At 48.6% G+C, this 17298-nt stretch carries 16 protein-coding genes; 8 read left to right on the top strand and 8 right to left on the bottom strand.

Annotated features, from left to right (window positions below; translation table 11 throughout):
* Positions 1-14: 14 nt before the first annotated feature.
* Positions 15-902: a LysR family transcriptional regulator gene (locus RS891_RS02210; RefSeq protein ID WP_113055221.1), complete on the top strand. Its 888-nt coding sequence runs from the start codon at positions 15-17 to the stop codon at positions 900-902.
* A 186-nt stretch (positions 903-1088) separates the two neighbouring features.
* Here the strand turns inward: RS891_RS02210 and RS891_RS02205 are convergent, their stop codons facing one another.
* The 6 genes from RS891_RS02205 to RS891_RS02180 form a co-directional block, all read right to left on the bottom strand.
* The gene (locus RS891_RS02205; protein ID WP_113055223.1) at positions 1089-1847 is read right to left on the bottom strand and encodes a nucleoside phosphorylase; all 759 of its coding nucleotides are present in this window, start codon (positions 1845-1847) and stop codon (positions 1089-1091) included.
* Between the two features lies 1 nt (position 1848).
* A complete protein-coding gene (locus tag RS891_RS02200; protein ID WP_315794303.1) occupies positions 1849-2520 on the bottom strand; it encodes a sulfite oxidase-like oxidoreductase in 672 nt (223 codons plus the stop codon).
* 46 nt (positions 2521-2566) lie between these two features.
* Complete coding sequence (locus RS891_RS02195) at positions 2567-3490, bottom strand: ABC transporter permease (protein ID WP_076290669.1); 924 nt, start codon at positions 3488-3490, stop codon at positions 2567-2569.
* Entirely contained in the window at positions 3474-4541 is a 1068-nt protein-coding gene (locus tag RS891_RS02190; RefSeq protein WP_113055226.1) for an ABC transporter permease, read from the bottom strand. The genes RS891_RS02195 and RS891_RS02190 overlap by 17 nt, the downstream gene beginning before the upstream one ends.
* On the bottom strand, positions 4538-6037 hold the full coding sequence (locus tag RS891_RS02185) for an ABC transporter ATP-binding protein (RefSeq protein WP_113055228.1): 1500 nt from the start codon (positions 6035-6037) through the stop codon (positions 4538-4540). Before RS891_RS02185 ends, RS891_RS02190 begins: the two co-directional genes overlap by 4 nt.
* 104 nt (positions 6038-6141) lie before the next feature.
* On the bottom strand, positions 6142-7173 hold the full coding sequence (locus RS891_RS02180; protein ID WP_113055230.1) for a BMP family lipoprotein: 1032 nt from the start codon (positions 7171-7173) through the stop codon (positions 6142-6144).
* Positions 7174-7449: 276 nt separating this feature from the next.
* On the opposite strand from RS891_RS02180, the gene RS891_RS02175 reads away from it, so the two are divergent.
* The 3 genes from RS891_RS02175 (at position 7450) to RS891_RS02165 (ending at position 11849) form a co-directional block, all read left to right on the top strand.
* Positions 7450-8892 (top strand): hypothetical protein, encoded by a 1443-nt coding sequence (locus RS891_RS02175; RefSeq protein ID WP_315794302.1) that lies wholly within the window; start codon positions 7450-7452, stop codon positions 8890-8892.
* A gap of 239 nt (positions 8893-9131) precedes the next feature.
* Entirely contained in the window at positions 9132-9764 is a 633-nt protein-coding gene (locus RS891_RS02170; protein ID WP_315794301.1) for a DUF5317 domain-containing protein, read from the top strand.
* 252 nt (positions 9765-10016) lie between these two features.
* Positions 10017-11849, top strand: a complete 1833-nt coding sequence (locus tag RS891_RS02165) for a bifunctional diguanylate cyclase/phosphohydrolase (RefSeq protein WP_315794300.1) — start codon at positions 10017-10019, stop codon at positions 11847-11849.
* A 128-nt stretch (positions 11850-11977) separates the two neighbouring features.
* Here RS891_RS02165 and RS891_RS02160 read toward each other — a convergent pair whose 3' ends face one another.
* Positions 11978-12145 carry a hypothetical protein gene (locus RS891_RS02160; RefSeq protein ID WP_162842449.1) on the bottom strand — a complete coding sequence of 56 codons (168 nt, stop codon included), beginning with the start codon at positions 12143-12145 and terminating at the stop codon, positions 11978-11980.
* Between the two features lie 302 nt (positions 12146-12447).
* On the opposite strand from RS891_RS02160, the gene RS891_RS02155 reads away from it, so the two are divergent.
* The 4 genes from RS891_RS02155 (at position 12448) to RS891_RS02140 (ending at position 16822) form a co-directional block, all read left to right on the top strand.
* Complete coding sequence (locus tag RS891_RS02155) at positions 12448-13278, top strand: sensor histidine kinase (protein ID WP_315794299.1); 831 nt, start codon at positions 12448-12450, stop codon at positions 13276-13278.
* 1 nt (position 13279) lies between these two features.
* The gene (locus RS891_RS02150; RefSeq protein WP_090904095.1) at positions 13280-13936 is read left to right on the top strand and encodes a response regulator; all 657 of its coding nucleotides are present in this window, start codon (positions 13280-13282) and stop codon (positions 13934-13936) included.
* A 159-nt stretch (positions 13937-14095) separates the two neighbouring features.
* Positions 14096-15811: a copper resistance CopC/CopD family protein gene (locus tag RS891_RS02145; RefSeq protein ID WP_315794298.1), complete on the top strand. Its 1716-nt coding sequence runs from the start codon at positions 14096-14098 to the stop codon at positions 15809-15811.
* 243 nt (positions 15812-16054) lie between these two features.
* Positions 16055-16822, top strand: coding sequence for a YcnI family copper-binding membrane protein (locus RS891_RS02140; protein WP_240343292.1), 768 nt, complete (start codon positions 16055-16057; stop codon positions 16820-16822).
* A 172-nt stretch (positions 16823-16994) separates the two neighbouring features.
* Here RS891_RS02140 and RS891_RS02135 read toward each other — a convergent pair whose 3' ends face one another.
* A complete protein-coding gene (locus tag RS891_RS02135) occupies positions 16995-17267 on the bottom strand; it encodes a hypothetical protein (protein WP_076290677.1) in 273 nt (90 codons plus the stop codon).
* Between the last annotated feature and the right edge of the window lie 31 nt (positions 17268-17298).

Here is a 17298-nt window from a genome sequence, read left to right as displayed (position 1 = left end):
ATACCATATTTGTTATGAACAACTCACAGTTGCAGTTATTTGTGAAAATTGCAGAGACGGGAAGTTTCACCCGTGCAGGCCAGGAACTGAATATGACACAGCCCGCAGTCAGTCGGGCCATTTCTTCGCTGGAGAATGAACTGGATGTCACTCTAATCATACGGGATCGCAGGAACGGCATTGTGCTTACGGATGTTGGACAGCGAATCCTGGTCATTTTCCGCCGCATTTTACAGCAATTTGATAAGGTTCAGCAGGTCGTTGCCGCCGAAAAAGGGTTGGAGATTGGTACGATTCGGATTGGCTCATTCCCTATGTCATCCGCCCATCTGCTGCCGAAAATTATCCGCTCCATTCGGGACCGCTACCCTCAGATTCAGTTTGAACTACATGAGGGGAACATCATTGAAATTCAGGAGTGGTTAAGTTCACGCGCCATTGATGTAGCTCTAATTATTGCCACTGACAAAGAGCCAGTAGATGTGGCTTATGAGACGCTTCCGCTCTATAGCGAGGAGATGCTGGCCGTATTCAGGGACGACGAACCTTTTGCGAATCAGGAAATTCTGCCCGTACAAATGCTGGACAAGCACCCCATGATTATCTGCAAAGGTGGCTACGAGGTACCGATTGTTGATCTGTTCCATCGAGCAGATGCAGAATTACACTTCGGATTTGTCGTTTATAACGTAAACACTTGCCTTAGCATGATTGAGCAGGGACTCGGAACCGCCATGCTGCCTGCAATCTCACTATCCTGGCTGCCTCCGGGTGTCAAAGCGCTCCCCACAGAGCCAAAAGCTTACCGTAATATTGAGATTGCCGTTCCTTCATTTGTTGATGCTTCTCCCGCATCCCGGTTATTTATTGAAACGGCACAGCAGTTGTTCGGACAAAGCTAACGAATCGATTACACCTTCCAATCTAGTGCCAGTCGCTCTTATTCCAAAACGCAAAAAGGGCGTCCCCGAGGTCATGTTCATGACCTTATGGGACGCCCTTTATATAGTCCACCACTGGTGGACTCATTTGCGTATTTTGCAATTTTACCAGAAGTAGTACTACAAAATAACCTGATAAGCTCAGCTTTACGCTTGATCCTGACGAGCCAGTGCAGCCAGTGCACGCAGTGCAGCTTCGATCTCACGCTCAACTGCATCAGCTACCGCATTTGTGTGCGGGTCATACTCAGCCGCCAGGTCGCTGTCTGCGAAACCATCGATAGCGACAATAGCTCCGGCACGAGCACCGCGCAGTGTGCTGACGATGTAGAGTGCGGCAATTTCCATCTCAGCGGCAAGAGCACCCGCCTGCTTGTACTTGCGGTGAGGAATCTCTTCGACCCCTGTGAAGAAAGCATCCAGTGTAACGGTAATACCTACGCCAACTTTACCCGCACTTGAAGCTTTCGCTCCACTTGCATGCTCACGAGTCGCCTCGATTAACGCTTGCGTAACGCCAAGATTCGCTACCGCAGGGAAACCATCTGGTACCAGCTGACGTGTCAGCCCGTCCGTACGTACAGCGGCCGTGCTGACGATTACGCTGCCGGCTGGATAATCTGCGGTATACGAGCCCGCTGTACCTACACGAATCAGGGTCGTTACCCCTGCCCGAATCAGCTCTTCGAAGCAGACGGCTGCTCCAGGTGAACCTACGCCATGGCTGACCACGGCCATTTGTACACCTTCGTACAATCCTACAAATGTGCGATACTCCCGGCTAAATGCCAGTTCTCTCGCCTGCTCCAGCTTGCGGGAAATCTTCTCCGCACGTGCCGGATCACCACAGACAATGGCGTATGCAGGCATATCTTCGGAATGAATTTGCAAAATAGGCATCAACATCTTAATCAAACTCCTTCTTCGTCCATTCGTCTTCCGGAATCGGAATATCTTCACCAGAGAAGCGCTGCTCCTTGAACGGATCGGCAAAATGATGGAAACCATTGACTTCCCAGAAGCCATTGCGATCTTCTTTCATGAATTCCAGACCGCGTATCCACTTCGCACTCTTCCAGAAGTAGAGTTGTGGAACAACCAAGCGCAGTGGATAACCGTGCTTCGGTGTGAGCGGTTCACCGTTAAATTTAAAAGCAAGCAATACGTCGTCATACATCAATTCTTCGAGCGGAACATTTGTCTCGTAATCATGATCTGCGTGGATCATGACGTATTTCGCTTCTGGTTTGACACCAAGAAGCTTGATAAAATCCCAGAACCGGATACCTTCCCACGGCGTGTCGAACTTCGACCAGCGGGTAACGCAATGAATGTCGCTCACCGTGTTCACTTGAGGCATCGCCTGAAGTTCCGCAAAGGAGAATATCTTTTCCTCTTCAACTTCACCAAATACCTTCAAATCCCAGGTGGATAGGTCGTATTCCGGCACTTCACCTTCATGCAGAATCGGGAATTTCTCGGTCAGTACCTGCCCCGGCGGCAGCCGGTCTCCGTGCTCAGCACCCGCTTTGGGTGCCGGGCTTTTCGTTTTTTTCAGACGTTCAGCCTTATTATGCAAGCGTGATTCCTCCTTCTTTATATGCTTCCAGCATAACATTCAGGATTTAACGCGAGCTTCCGCCCGCTTTCAGTGCGTCTTGTGCATACGTACGGTCCTTGAAGAAGAACATCGCCACCAATGTCACAATATACGGCAGCATCATGGTAAAGTGAGTTGGCAGCGCAAAGCCCTGCAAGCGGATACTAAGAGCTTCCATGAAGCCGAACAGCACACTGGACCCCATAACACCAAGCGGATTCGCTTGACCCAGCATTGTTGCTACCAATGCGATGAAGCCGCGACCTGCGGTCATGCCTTCAGTAAACATCGTAACCTGACCGAGCGATAACTGTGCACCCGCCAGGGCACACAATACACCGCACATCAGAACTGCACCATATTGAATGCCACGCACCTTGATACCGATACTTTGTGCCGCTACCGGATTCTCTCCAACCGAACGAAGACGGAAACCGGAGACACTTTTGAACAGATAAAACTGCAAGGCAATTACGATAATAATCCCGAGATATACGAGCGGGCTATGCCCTGAGATGACATCGCCTACCCACGGAATGTCCTTAATAAGAGGAATGTCCCATTTGGGGAGCCCTACCATATCCTTGTCATAGTAAGCACCTTTTACATCGAAAATCGCCCGAAGCGCAAAAGTCGTCAGTCCTGTCGCCAGAAAATTAAGCGAGATCCCGACCACAATGGCGTTTGCCTTCAGATTAATACTGATAAAGGCAAATAGCGCAGAGAACAACATGACGATCACAATTGAGAATAGTACGGCCAATAATACATTGCCGAACAGATAATTACCGACAATAGCGGAGAAAGCACCGATCAGTACAAGTCCTTCCAGACCCACGTTGAACAGACCGACACGAGAGCATAAAGCCCCACCGAGCGCTGCAAGCAGAATCGGCGTCATAATCCGCAAGGTAGAGCCAAACATGGCTGCATCAAACAGTTGTTGCATTGGACTTTTTCTCCTTTCTCCGCTTCAGGAATGAATATCCGATCTGAGCTGATACAAATAACGTCAAAACCGCTTGGATGACACTGCCAACTTCCAGCGGAACATCCGTATTCCGCTCCATCCCCATGGCACCTGTCTGCAATGCTGCAAGCAGGATTGCCGCTACAGCTGTTCCTAGCGGATGCGAGCGGGCAAGCAATGTCGCCATAATACCGCTCCAAGCATAACTTGCTGATGACAACGACCCATCAAGAAAACGGTATTGTGTACCCAGCACTTCCCCTGCACCCGCAAGACCTGCAAGTCCACCACTGATGATCATGGACAGCATCATCATGCGGATACGGCGCACACCGCCATACGTTGCAAACGAAGGATTGCTTCCCAACATGCGAATCTCATAACCAGTTACCGTCTTGTGTGTGAACCAATAGATGAGAATTGCAGCCACGATGGCAATAATGAAGCCGGCATGCAGTCCCATACCCTGGAACAGCTTCGGCAGCCAGACACTCTGATCAATCATGGGCGTCTGAGCCATTGCCGCCGATCCCGTGCGGTCTTTAAACGGATAGGATACCATGTATCCTCCAAAATAAATCGCAATATAGTTGAGCAGCAGCGTTGTGATCAACAGATTCATGCCAAAGCGAGCATCCAGCCAACCTGCAAACAGCGACCAGATTCCACCAGCGATGATCCCCGCCACAATGGCTGCAATACAGACAAACCAGCCTGGACCCGGCAAGTAGAGCGCCGTCAGTGCTGCACTAAGTCCACCAAGAACCATCTGTCCCTCTGCACCCATGTTGAAAAATCCGGCGCGGAACGCCAGGGCTACGCCCAGCCCCGCAAGAATTATGGGCGTCGAACGTGCCAGTGTGTTAGTGAAGAAGTAAAAGTTGCCGAAGGCCCCTTTCCACATCTCCGCATACGTATCCACCACAGACCCGCCAACGACCAGAATGGCTACAGCACCTGCCAGCAAACCGATGAATACGGCAAGCAGCGGCTGTACGAGTCCGCGAAGTGTTTCTTTTACCCGATTCATATCCGCTCTTTCCCTCCTGCCATCAACAAGCTGATCTGTTCTTCTGTTGCTTCATCTGCCTTCAATTCCCCGGCAATTGCGCCTTCATACATGACAATGATCCGATCCGATAATTGCAAAATCTCGGACAATTCCGAGGAAACGAGTAGAATCCCCGCACCCTCATTCCGTTTACGCAGCAATTCGGCGTGGATGGTCTCCATCGCTCCGATGTCTACACCCCGTGTAGGTTCAGCCGCAATCAGAAACGGCGTATCCTGGGCAAATTCACGCGCGGCAATCAGCTTTTGCAAGTTACCGCCGGAAAGGAACTGTGCCTTTGTTTCCGCTGAACCCGTTTTGATGCTGAACTGCTTGATCCAATTCTCCACCATGGTCCGTGCTGCCTTCGCTTTAATGATACCTTTTGATTGAAGCCGGTGATGATGGCCCATCAGTCCATTTTCTCGAACGCTCGCATCTTTTGCCGCTCCCCACATATAACGGTCTTCCGGGATATGGGCAAGTCCATGCTCCCGAATGCGCCGTACCGGCCAGTTCGTTGTATCCTGCCCTGACAGCAGGACGCGCCCGCTATCTGCCTTCCGCAGTCCGGCAATGATCTGGATCAGTTCAGATTGACCATTTCCGGAAATACCCGCAATTCCAACGACCTCGCCTTTCCGAACTTGCAAATGAATATCCTTGAGTGCAGAACGATCCTCTGCCCCTGACAAATTTACCGCTTCGACCTGAAGCACATCTTCTCCCGGAACGGATGGCTGCTTGTCCATGCGAACCAGCTCACGACCTACCATCAGGCGGGACAGTTCCTCCACATTCGTGTCTTTTGCTTCCAATGTACCTGTCACCTGACCATCACGAAGAACAGTGATTCGGTCTGCTACATCCATGACTTCCTGCAGCTTGTGCGTGATCAATACGAAGGTTTTGCCCAGCTTGGCAAGAGACTTCATATTCGCGAGCAGTTCTTTCACTTCCAGCGGTGTCAGTACTGCTGATGGTTCATCCAATATAATGATATCTGCGCCCTGATGCAGCACCTTGAGAATTTCAACACGCTGCTGCATGCCCAGAGGACATTCAAATACTTTTTTCCACGGATCAACTGGCATGCCATACGTTCTGCCCAATTCATTCACCTGGGCAGCTGCCTGTTTGCGGTCAAATACCCCTGCCGCAGACGGTTCACGGCCAATCACGATGTTCTCGGCAACCGTAAAGGAAGGAAACAGCATGAAATGCTGATGCACCATGCCGATACCACTTGCCATGGCCTGAGACGGAGTTGCGAAGCTGACCTCGCGTCCACGAACTTTGATTGTGCCTGATGTCGGCTGCTCCATTCCATACAACATACGCATCAGGGTTGTCTTACCAGCGCCGTTCTCACCCACGAGGGCATGAATTTCTCCTTCTCGCAAATTAAAACGGATGTCCCGGTTAGCGGTGAAGCCGCCGTATTTCTTCGTTATCTGCTCCATCTCCAACAGCATATCTCGCGTTCTCTCCTCTCGGTCTTAAATAGCAGCAAAACCGGCTGCCTGATCGGGCAGCCGGCTGATCAACTCAATCACTCAGTCCTATAGGACAAAGAATACTATTGTTGCAAAGGATCTTTCACAACGATTTTGCCGGATACGATATCATCCTTGATCGCTTTAACCTTGTCGATAACCTCTTGTCCAACAAAAGCATTCAATGGAGATTCGCTATCACGAGTTACATAAGTCAGGCCTACACCATCTTCTTTCAAGCCATAGTTCACAGCGCCTGCTTTGAAGTTACCTTCTACAAAATCCTTCACTGTCTGATAAGCAACCGTGTCGGTCGACTTCAATTGAGACAATACAATATGTTCCGGATCTTCAACGGTACGGTCCGTATCCTGACCTGAAGTATAGAAGCCTTTTTCCTTCGCGGCTTCGAATACGCCCAGATCACCTACAGCAGATGCTCCAGCGATGAAGTCAGCACCCTTGCCGAATTGTACCAATGCCAGCTCTTTTGCTTTGGCCGGGTCGTTAAATCCACCAACGTAGTTTACGAGGAATTCCGCATTCGGGTTAACTGATTCCAGACCGGCTCTGAAACCTTCTGTATATTTCTTAATCAACGGAACGTCCATCGCAGCGATCATGCCGACTTTGTCTGTTTTTGTAGATAGTCCGGCAGCTGCACCGAGCAGGTATGCTCCTTCATATTCATGGAAACCAACGCTACGAACGTTAGGCAGATCAACCGTTGTGTCTACAACGGCAAAGGACTTGTCCGGATTCTCGGCAGCAACCTTTTTCAATGCATCTTCTGCCTGGAAGGTTGCTGTAATGATTAGATCATAGTTCTCAGCAACGGCAGCACGCAGATTTTGCTCAAATGCAGCCGGATCAGTCGATTCAATGGTTTTGGTATCCACCTTGAATTCCTCGCCTGCTTTTTTGAAACCTTCATCCATCTGTACGAAGAACGGGTTTACCCCGATTTTTTCAGGAAGTACAAGCGCCATGCGCAGTGATTTCTCACTGTCCCCACCTTGGGCCGATTGTTCGTCTTTGGAAGCAGAATTTCCACAAGCCGCCAGTAAAATAGCCAACATGATGATCGATAAGACGAACGATAAACCTCTTTTCATTTTGAAAATTCCCCTTTTCACAATTCTTTTTTATAATCCTAGCGGATACTGTCGATCCTTGTCAATAAATCTTTGAGCGTATACACTAAATGGAATATAATAGTTGATTTACCTTCCACAAAGCCTCCCAAGCCTCTCTATACCTAGGTTTTTTCCGTTGACATCCAGAGCTGCTCCATGCTAAAGTCAATCCAATTATTATATTCAGATAGGATTTGTCAGAATTATAACCCAATCTTCTTTATTTTCCAATCATATTTTGAGGAGGCTATTCATTTGAAAAAAATCACCCAGATCACACTGGCCGCTCTGCTCGCCGCTCCGGTTACACTCGGCAGCCTCAGCTTGCCCGCTTCGGTATCTGCAGCATCGACAACTCCTGACGGACAAACGACCTCACAGGCTGTTAAAGGGCCGGTAGCACAAGCTCTTTCAGTCTATACCGAGAGTGCAGCCGATTACGCCCAATTCTTACAAGCCAAATACAATATCCAATTGCCAAAGCAGCTAACGAAGGGTGACTTCATTAAGGCGATTGCTGCCATCCTTGAAGCTGATCAAGCTGCTCCTGCTACAGATGACGCTAGTAACAGTGAAGTTAAGGCCCCAGCCTTTACTGATCTGAACTCGAATGATTCTGCTTATAAAGCTGCCGCTTCCTTATATAACAACGGCATCCTATCCGGTACAGAAGTGCGTGCCAACGACAAACTGAGTACTTATGCCGCTGTCTTCATTGCAGTCAAAGCAGCTGGATTCAAAGAGCTGGCCTATACATATCCTGAAGACAAAACAGCGAAGGCACTTGCGAAACTGGGCATTAGCTCAAGCCGCGTTCAGGGACAAGCCGCACAAGAACTTGCCGCTGCCGTTGATACTGGTCTGATTCCGGAAAGTCTGTACCCCGCTCTCCGTAAAGGTGGCGAAGCAACTTCCGATTTTGCCAACATTTTGCTTGGACGGGTATTGAACAGTCAGGGTAAATATAAAAATGAAATTGGCCGTTCCGGCGACGCTGACATTTACTCCAAATTGTACGCTGCCTATCGCACGGCTGATTTAATAGAAGCACCGGAACTTCGGACCATTGTGGATCAAGCTCTGAGAAATGATCTCGTCACTGGTTACAATCTTAAGGACAGTCGCTTTGATTCCAACTTCATCGATGAACTGACTTTAACTTACGGTCATGATGATATTAAACACGCGGTGCAGTTAATTGGACTGTTGCGCAGTGAAGGCATTGATGCCGACGTACAGTTCCAGCCGAAGACATCTGCCTTCATCTATTTGAAGGAATGGGGAGAGCCCAAAGAAACACCGGATTACAAAGTAACCCAGATCGAGAATGGCAACTACATCGCTTACGCTAAAGAGTATGACATTCAGTTCGAGTTCAATAACACAGCGGACAAAGCCCGCTTCAACGACATTATTTTGAAGTACGCCAAAAAGAATAGCGATGACACCTCTGCCTTGATCCATGCTTCCTGGTGGCAGCCGCTCTATTATTCGCCGACTGCTCTGGCGGAATATCCGATCATTGCCAACAATAAAATTTCACTTGGCAACTATTACGCACAATCCTTCTCCCTTAAGGAGAATTCCAAGGCGATTCAGGAAGGTTTCCGTAAGTTGGCCCCTGATGCGGACATTTCAAGTTACACCTTCTGGGTTGACCATCCATTCTTCAACTATCTGAACGGGGAATCGGAATAAACTGAACATTCTTCAAGTGCATTAAACCTCGCATTTTGGCACAATATAAAGCCGTCTTTACCGAATTTTACAATGGATTCGACCCATTGGTTCGTGAAGGCGGTTTTTTGTATATTTTTTTGCAAATTTTTTCTCGAAATAATATATTTCATTGCAGGATTTACCAGTAAAAGGTCGAATAACATAGGTACACAAACACGCAATCACATTTACACATATCTGTAAGACAGGAGTTAATCATGGTATACGACGGCATTCTGCTCGGTTTGATCATTGGACTGTTCCGTGGAGGATTTCGGTATAGTCTGCACCAATTTGCAGCACTCAAGCTGCGAGGCGGATGGATTTTCCCGCTGTTGCTTCTGGCCCAGTTCCTCATCTTTTTCTTGCAGGAAAGGCTTGAATGGGTTGCATCCATCAACGGATACCTGTTTGCTGCCGTTTATGTCACAGGTTTGGCATTTTTGTGGCTTAATCGACATCATAAGGGTTTTACGCTGATCTGGATTGGTGTCTTTCTCAACTTCATCGTCATGGTGGTGAACGGTGGGCGTATGCCGGTTTCCGTGGAAGCCTCTGCTGTCCTTGGTCCCTATTATGTGGACATGCTGCGTGAAGGCGGAGCGGTGTCGAAGCACTATATGATGGATGCTTCCACACATCTTTCATTCCTAGGCGATATCATCCCGCTGTCCAGTCCTTATCCTCGGACTCAGGTGATCAGCATCGGCGATGTAGTCATGAACATTGGCATATTCCTGTTTATCCAGTACATGATGGTGAATCGAACCGGAGAAGCTTTGCAGCCATTGAATTCCATCAGGTCAGAAGAGATTCGGACAGACTCCAAGGAAGGGAGGTCTTTTCCATGAAAAAATTCGAAGGCATTAAATATTCCCGTCTTGTCATCAACGCAATCATCGTAGCTTCTGTCGTTGTTGCATTGACTTCGGGATACAAGCTGGGCGGCTAGTACATAACTCGCCAACCAAGACAAACAGGCTGCCAGCGGCCTGTTTTTTCTTTCTGGATTTTTGGGAGGTAACTTGTTATGTTATACATCAATATAGTACAAGCCGATATATTCACATCAAGAGCAGACTAAACCAAGCAGGAGAATTTTTATGAACTTTATTCGTAACCTTATCCATAGAGCAGATCGGAGCAGCATGTATGTCGTGTTGCTTAGCTGCACCGGCATCGGTATTTTTTTGTATATGAACAAGTGGTCTTATCTCCATCTATCCTCTGATGAATGGGTAATGGTATACACGATGCTCGGTGCGGCGCTGATTTTGGATTACTTCACGTTTCAAATTCCGCCCAAAGGCAATCAGCAATCCATGGACTCTTCCGTGTACCTCGCCTGTATCTTCATGTTTGGTGGTGCATTCAGTCTGTCTGTACTGCTGCCCGTTTCCCTCATCCTGTTAATCAAGGATCGCAAACTCACTTGGTGGAAACATATTGTCAATTTCAGCATTTACAGCCTAATGATTGCAGGAGCGGCTTATGTATTCACTTGGACTGGAGGAATTCCGGGAGCACTGGATGGATATAACCTGCTGCCCTATTTCGCGGCACTTGCAGCCTACTTCATCATCAATACAATCACGCTTGGCCTGTTTTTTCATTTCTCAACAAAAGATGCATTACAGCAGATGAAGCGTGTGTTCGTTACCGAATCGCTGCTCGTCTATTTATGTACATTGATTTTGGCGCTCGTGTTGACCATTCTCGTTGTACATAACGGCGTTCTCGGCCTGCTGCTTTACCTCAGTCTTAGCATTTTGCTATCGCATGCGTTCAAACAGCTGTTTGTGATGTATCAAAGTATTGAGGAAAAGGCCAACACGGATCAACGTACTGGTTTGTTTAACCACAGTCATTTTGAAAGTATGTTGGAGACCGAGCTCGGGAACGCCCGTTCACAGGGCACGCCGCTTTCGCTGGGACTCATCGATATTGATGATTTCAAAAAGTATAACGACCGCTTCGGTCATCTCCAGGGTGACAGCCTGCTGGCTCTTCTCGGAGATTTCCTCAGTCGGAAGACGGAAGGCACTCCCGTTACCGCTTTTCGTTACGGGGGAGAAGAATTCACCTTACTCATGCCAGGCATGGATCTGGACGAAGCTTATGTGTTCATGAACAAGCTGCGCAAGCAGCTGAACGACACTCCTTTTGAAGGAGTTGAAGTTTTTCCGCACGGTTGTCTCTCCTTCTCCGCAGGTGTTGCGCGTTATGAGGTTGATATGTACAACAAGTCACAACTTGTGGATCAGGCGGATAAAGCGCTCTATTATGCCAAAAAGCAAGGCAAAAACAATGTGCATCGCCACGGTAGCAATGATGGCATGGAGCAAGAGATTGATCTGGTGCAGGATGTGCGCGACATTGAGCAACAGCTCAACTTGTTCAGATACAAGGACATGGATACGTTCAAACATTCCAAACGCGTATATAAATATGCTCTCGATTTAAGTGAGTTGCTGGAACTTGATAATGTGGAAAAGCGTAATTTCGTGCTGGGTGCTCTGATTCATGATATCGGGAAGCTGGAGATTCCGTGGTCCATTCTGAATAAGAAAGAGAAACTCACCGCTGAAGAGTGGGAAACGATCAAGGGACATGTCATTTGGGGCAAAAAAATGGCCATGACGAACGAGCGTTTTGCCGATCTCATTCCCTATATTGAATTGCATCATGAACGATATGACGGGGCAGGCTACCCTTATGGTCTGAAAGGCTGTGAGATTCCAAGGTTGTGCCGGATGCTCACGGTGATTGATTCCTTTGATGCCATGACGACAGAGCGACCGTATCAGGAAACGAAAAATGTGGATGAAGCAATCAAGGAACTACAGATGTGCTCCGGTTCCCAGTTTGATCCCGAGCTGGCCGAGCTGTTCATCCGATATATTCAGAAACGAACGGTGCAGCAACAACTTGTGTAACACCCGCAGAATCCCCCCTTACCAAGCCAAAAGCGCTACCCCCGGCCTAATCGGGGATAGCGCCATTTTCATGTTCATCATAGAATTAATCGTGCACTAGACCACTTCATTCTTGTGCAGATTCTGCGTTATCGAGTGGTGTTCATTTCGTGTGAAGTCTGATGCAGCTCTTTAATCATCTGCTGCAAAAACATGTTATCCTGACGACTGATTCCGTGCTGATTGTCTTGAAGAAGCATTTGATGAATGTTCTTCTTAAGCAACTCGCTGCGACGTTCCAATACCTCTTGATTCATGTTGTTGCGTTCACTCCTTAACATCTTTTGTAATGAATTTGTGTTCTATATAAGTATAGAGGACCTTCTTCAATAGGGAAAATGGATACAGCCCCGCTCATCTGTACTCATCAAGGCTCACCCTGCATGACATAATTTCACCCCATGTTGTTCTTAGATATCCTTCTAAATGCTCCCTTATCCACCCGAATTTCCTCCGAAGAAAGACAGACTAGGGTCTGAAGCAAGCATACGTTATAATGGTGCCAACCCTTGAAACGGATACATATAAATGAACCTTATCTTAAAGGAGTTCTGTATTCATGTCATACAAACAGATTAAATGGATGATTCTGCTGGTCCCTACATTCACAGTTGGTATCTGGGAATACATCCGTCACCAATTCCTGATGCCCTACCTTTCCATGGATGCGGGCAACTGGCTTACCCCGCTTATCCTTTACCTCATAAGTGTCACCTTGTTAAGTCGCTTATTTAATATGCTGGAAAGTGCCAGGGCCGCTCTGGAGCAGGAGCGCGCTTCCAAAATGGCACTCGAAGCTCGGGATCAACTGGCCCGTGAGCTTCACGATGGCATCTCGCAGTCTCTTTTTCTCCTGTCGGTAAAAACAGACAAGGCCGAGCGCAGTTTGGCTGGAAGTGGCCACGAAAATGAAATTCAGGAAATACGCAAAACCGTACATGAGGTCAACGCTTACGTACGGCAGGCCATCGCCCAGCTCCGCTACGTCCCTGGACAAGCGGCAGTACCGGAGGGAACTTCCCTGCTATCACAGGTGGAATTAATTATAGTGGAGACGGTCCCTTCGGCGCGGCTGGAATGGAATCTGGACAGCGCCTTCTTCTCTCCAAAGGAGCAGGTAGAACTGCTCGCCTGCATTCGGGAAGCACTGCTTAACGTACACAAACACGCCCGGGCCACAGATATTCGAGTCATTGCAGAAGGTACTCCTTTTGTCTGGTCGATCTTCATTCAGGATAACGGCGTTGGTGTGAGCGGAGATCCACTGCACCTGAAGGACCGGTACGGCTTGCGAATTACGAAGGAACGCGCAGCTCAGATGGGCTGGTCTTTCGCCCTTGATTCAAGGCCAGGTTACACACGAATAACCATTGGGAAGGGGCATGCTTAATATGGAACTTGTACGGGTATTAGTCGTCGATGATCACGCGCATGCACGTGAGGCGATTTGCAGTATTTTATCCGAGGACAGCTTGTTTGAAGTTATTGGTACCGCTTCGACTGGACTGGAAGCACTGGAGCTTACCGGGCAATGGATGCCCGATCTGATTCTGATGGACGTGCAGATGCCGGATATGGATGGGCTGGAAGCCACCCGTCAGATCAAACTGCGCTTTCCGTATGTCATTATCGTCATGGTCACTGTGTCTGATGATGTCACGTACCTGTTCGAAGCGCTGAAGCAAGGGGCTCAAGGATATTTACTCAAAAATCTGGCTCCTTCTACCTGGCTTGAATACCTTCGCGCCATCGTCAGTGATGATGCACCCCTGAGCAAGGAACTTGCCTATCGAATCCTTCAGGAGTTCCCTGCACCTCGCACGGAAGATGTACCCGATAATCCCCTGACTACGCGGGAGCTAGAGATCCTGCAATGGGTATCTGCGGGTTATACCAATCGTGAGATTGCCGACCAACTTGGCATTTCGGATCAAACGGTGAAAAATCATCTGAAGAATATTTTACAGAAACTGCATCTCGAAAATCGTGTGCAATTAACCCGCTATGCATTGGAAAGCGGACTGGCAGGCCGTAAGCTGCGCAAATAGCGATGCATTCATGTTTTTGTCACAATTCTATGGATCATTTCGTTTTTTTATAGCCCAATGTAGTCATACGGTGTTATTTTGGACAAAGTTATAATGGTATAGATTGTGCTCGGATAACAAAGAATGACTTACAATTCTAGACCTAAGGGTGATGATTTTTTGATTTTGAGTAGGTTCACCACGAAATTGGGCAAACGGCACTGGGCATTGATGGGCGCCCTGATGTTATTATTTTGCCTTGTTATGCCACAATGGGCATCGGCCCATGCTTATATCGTGCAGGCCTCACCAGGTGAAAATGAACTGGTTGCGACTGCACCTGAACGCCTGACTCTCGAGTTCAACGAGTCTTTGCAGACGGCCTTTTTTGATATTAAAATCACCGGACCTGACGGAACACAGGCAGATGACGGCAATGTGCATGTCGATGAGGATCGTCCTCATATCCTGGAGACCGGACTGCGGACCGGACTTGGAAACGGAACCTACGCCGTGAATTGGAAGGCTGTATCTGCGGATGGTCACCCCATTCAGGGAGCCTATGTGTTTCATATTGGGGAACCATCTGGCGCTCCTGCCGGTCTCGCGGATTTAACCTCAGGTTCAGGCCAGGTTGGCGGACCGTTAAAATGGATTTTGTCGCTGACCGACTGGATTCAATATCTGGGGTTGTCTGTGATTCTGGGCACACTTGCTTTCCTGCTGTTTCGAATTGCGCCTGCTTCCATGGCGAGAGAACCACTGGAAGTGCCAAGAAGCTATAGGTTGTTATGGATCAGTTATGGCGCCGCTTCTGTTGCCGCTCTGATCAGCCTGCCTCTGAACACATTGTATGAATCAGGCGTTTCCATCGGGGAGTTCAGCTGGGCACTGATGGGCAGTGCACTTAAATTGACGTCATTTGGCCAGATCTGGATGGTACAGATACTCATTGTGATGTTGCTGGCGGTTACCATCCTCTCCGGATATGACCGGGATCGCTCGCTGCGTATCCGGATCTGGTCATCATACGGATCACTGGTCCTCGTTCTTGGCTGGTTGTTCACCCATGCGATGACAGGACATCCGGCTGCGGCGGAACAACGCGCACTCGCCATCGCAATGGACTTCGTTCATCTGATCGGAGCGGCTTTCTGGATTGGCGCTCTAACCGCCATGGCTGTGTGTCTGCCTCCGCTCGCTGATAAACTGCCTTCCACGGTGCGAGGAGAGGTCTACTGGACGGCAATCCGACGATTTACAGCTTGGGGGATTGGTGCTGTTGCTGCTCTCGTCGCTACGGGGATTTACAGCAGCCTGATCATTTTGCCCGCACCTATACTTACGTCCCTATTCACAACGGCGTATGGTCTCGTGCTTATCGCTAAAGTTGTCTTGCTTGTTGTGATGCTTGTGCTGGCCTGGCGTCATGCCAGAATGGCACGTGCAAGCAGTGGCAACCGACTTGCTGGCAGCCTCAAGGCCGAACTGATTGCTGGGGCCGTCGTGCTTGCATTGGCCGCCGTGCTGACACACCTGTCTCCCGGACAGCCGGCTGCTGCAGGACCTTATCAAGAAGTGCAGACCATGGACGACGGGACCACAATTACGCTTCAGGTAAGTCCCAATCGTACCGGAGAGAATCAGTTCAAGATCGACGTGAAGAAACCGGACGGCACTACAGTTAACGATCTGGAACAGATCACACTGTCACTGACCCACCTGGATATGGATATGGGCATTTACGAGATTACGATTCCGAAAAATGATACTGGCGTATACGAGGCAGAAGAATATATCTCCATGCCAGGACGTTGGAACATCAAGGTTCATCTGTTAACCCGTTCCCTGGATTCGCTGGATACCGAATTTGAGATTGACACCGCTAATCCGTAGGTATAACCGATTCATGATTGGCCTTATATGTTCAACTAAACATTTACACAATAACGGAGAGGACAGAAAAAACCTGGAGAAGCGAAGCGTTCGCCTTTATCCCCGGATTTTCCCCTTTGAAGAAGAGGATCAAAAAATCTGGGGATAACAGCGATCAGAAGGTTGTTCTGTCATTGTATTGGCTAGTGTAAATACTCTTTAGTTGAGCTTATATATTAGAAGAATTGAGAGGGGTAAATTATTTTGAAGAAAACATCATGGACTTCCAAACTGACATCCAGCCTCACTGCTGGAGCTGCTGCGCTGATGCTGTTCGCCGGATTCGCCAGTGCGCACGTTACCGTTAACCCAACCGTGGCACAGACAGGTGCATGGCAGACGTATAGCATCAAGATTCCATCCGAAAAAGAGCTGCCTACCACCAAAGTCACGCTAAAAGTACCGCAAGGCGTTGCATTCAAGCAATACCAACCACTGGCAGGCTGGAAAATCACTACCGAAAAAAATGATTCCAATGAAGTGACGTCAATCACTTGGGAAGTGGACGGAGATAACGAAGGAATTCTGGCTGGTCAATTCCAGCAGTTCAACTTCGTAGCACAGAATCCGGATGCCGAAACAGAAGTAGCCTGGGATGCGTTCCAGTATTATAGCGATGGCAGCATCGTGGAATGGACAGGCGGACCAAGCGACAGCAACCCGCACAGTATTACGGCAATCAGCCAAGATCCTGCTGCTGCAGGTAATGCTGCTGCAGGCGGGGGTCATGATAGCGCAGGTACAGCCGGCAATGCGGGTCATGATGATGAAGCAACGGGTGATGATACAAAGGCAAACGACGATACCACACTGGGTGACGCGTTGAATGACACCGTTACTGGTGAGCCAAACAACACGGATTCAGATCCAGGCACATTGAAGCTGCAGCAGGCAACACTGATTGTATCCATTCTGGCGTTGATCCTGTCCTTCCTGGGTATCGCTCTGGCAACACGCCGCAAAAAACGTTAAGACTAACATGCAATCTTGTATGTAGACAAAAAAGAAAGGAGCCTTTGGCATACGGGATCTATCCCGATGTACCGAGGCTCCTTTTTGTTATCTCTATGCATAAGCTGACTTCGATTTCAAACTCATGCTTACGCCCGCTGATGATGAACAGTGTCACCTACCGCTCTTTGCTCTACCGTTCCTGATCCGTTTGGATCATAATTTCAATATATTGCAGCAAGCTTTTCTTCTGTTGTTCAATCGACTGTATCCGTCCAGATAGACCCGCGAAGAACGCTTCGATCTGCTGCCTTGTATAATCAGCCGATTGTCCCTTCCAGTCGTCGAGACGGTTGTATAGGCTTCTCGCCTCCTGCTCATCTGCCTGGAGACGGGCAAGCAGCTGGGTCAATTCCTTTTCAGCAATCCGAAGATCATTCAACTCTACCAGCAATTGTCCGCTCACTCGTGTTCCCTCCCTTTATGTAAGTTCCAAC

It is taken from the genome of Paenibacillus sp. BIC5C1, assembly GCF_032399705.1.
GTDB lineage: Bacteria > Bacillota > Bacilli > Paenibacillales > Paenibacillaceae > Paenibacillus > Paenibacillus taichungensis_A.
Note: the sequence above shows the minus strand (reverse complement) of the source record. Positions and strands in the feature narration are given on the sequence as shown.

Coding starts and splice junctions, on each gene's coding strand:
- RS891_RS02165 (WP_315794300.1), top strand. CDS start 10,017: ATGAACTTTATTCGTAACCTTATCCATAGAGCAGATCGGAGCAGCATG.
- RS891_RS02155 (WP_315794299.1), top strand. CDS start 12,448: ATGTCATACAAACAGATTAAATGGATGATTCTGCTGGTCCCTACATTC.
- RS891_RS02185 (WP_113055228.1), bottom strand. CDS start 6,037: ATGCTGTTGGAGATGGAGCAGATAACGAAGAAATACGGCGGCTTCACC.
- RS891_RS02195 (WP_076290669.1), bottom strand. CDS start 3,490: ATGCAACAACTGTTTGATGCAGCCATGTTTGGCTCTACCTTGCGGATT.
- RS891_RS02180 (WP_113055230.1), bottom strand. CDS start 7,173: ATGAAAAGAGGTTTATCGTTCGTCTTATCGATCATCATGTTGGCTATT.
- RS891_RS02205 (WP_113055223.1), bottom strand. CDS start 1,847: ATGTTGATGCCTATTTTGCAAATTCATTCCGAAGATATGCCTGCATAC.
- RS891_RS02170 (WP_315794301.1), top strand. CDS start 9,132: ATGGTATACGACGGCATTCTGCTCGGTTTGATCATTGGACTGTTCCGT.
- RS891_RS02160 (WP_162842449.1), bottom strand. CDS start 12,145: ATGAATCAAGAGGTATTGGAACGTCGCAGCGAGTTGCTTAAGAAGAAC.
- RS891_RS02150 (WP_090904095.1), top strand. CDS start 13,280: ATGGAACTTGTACGGGTATTAGTCGTCGATGATCACGCGCATGCACGT.
- RS891_RS02190 (WP_113055226.1), bottom strand. CDS start 4,541: ATGAATCGGGTAAAAGAAACACTTCGCGGACTCGTACAGCCGCTGCTT.
- RS891_RS02210 (WP_113055221.1), top strand. CDS start 15: ATGAACAACTCACAGTTGCAGTTATTTGTGAAAATTGCAGAGACGGGA.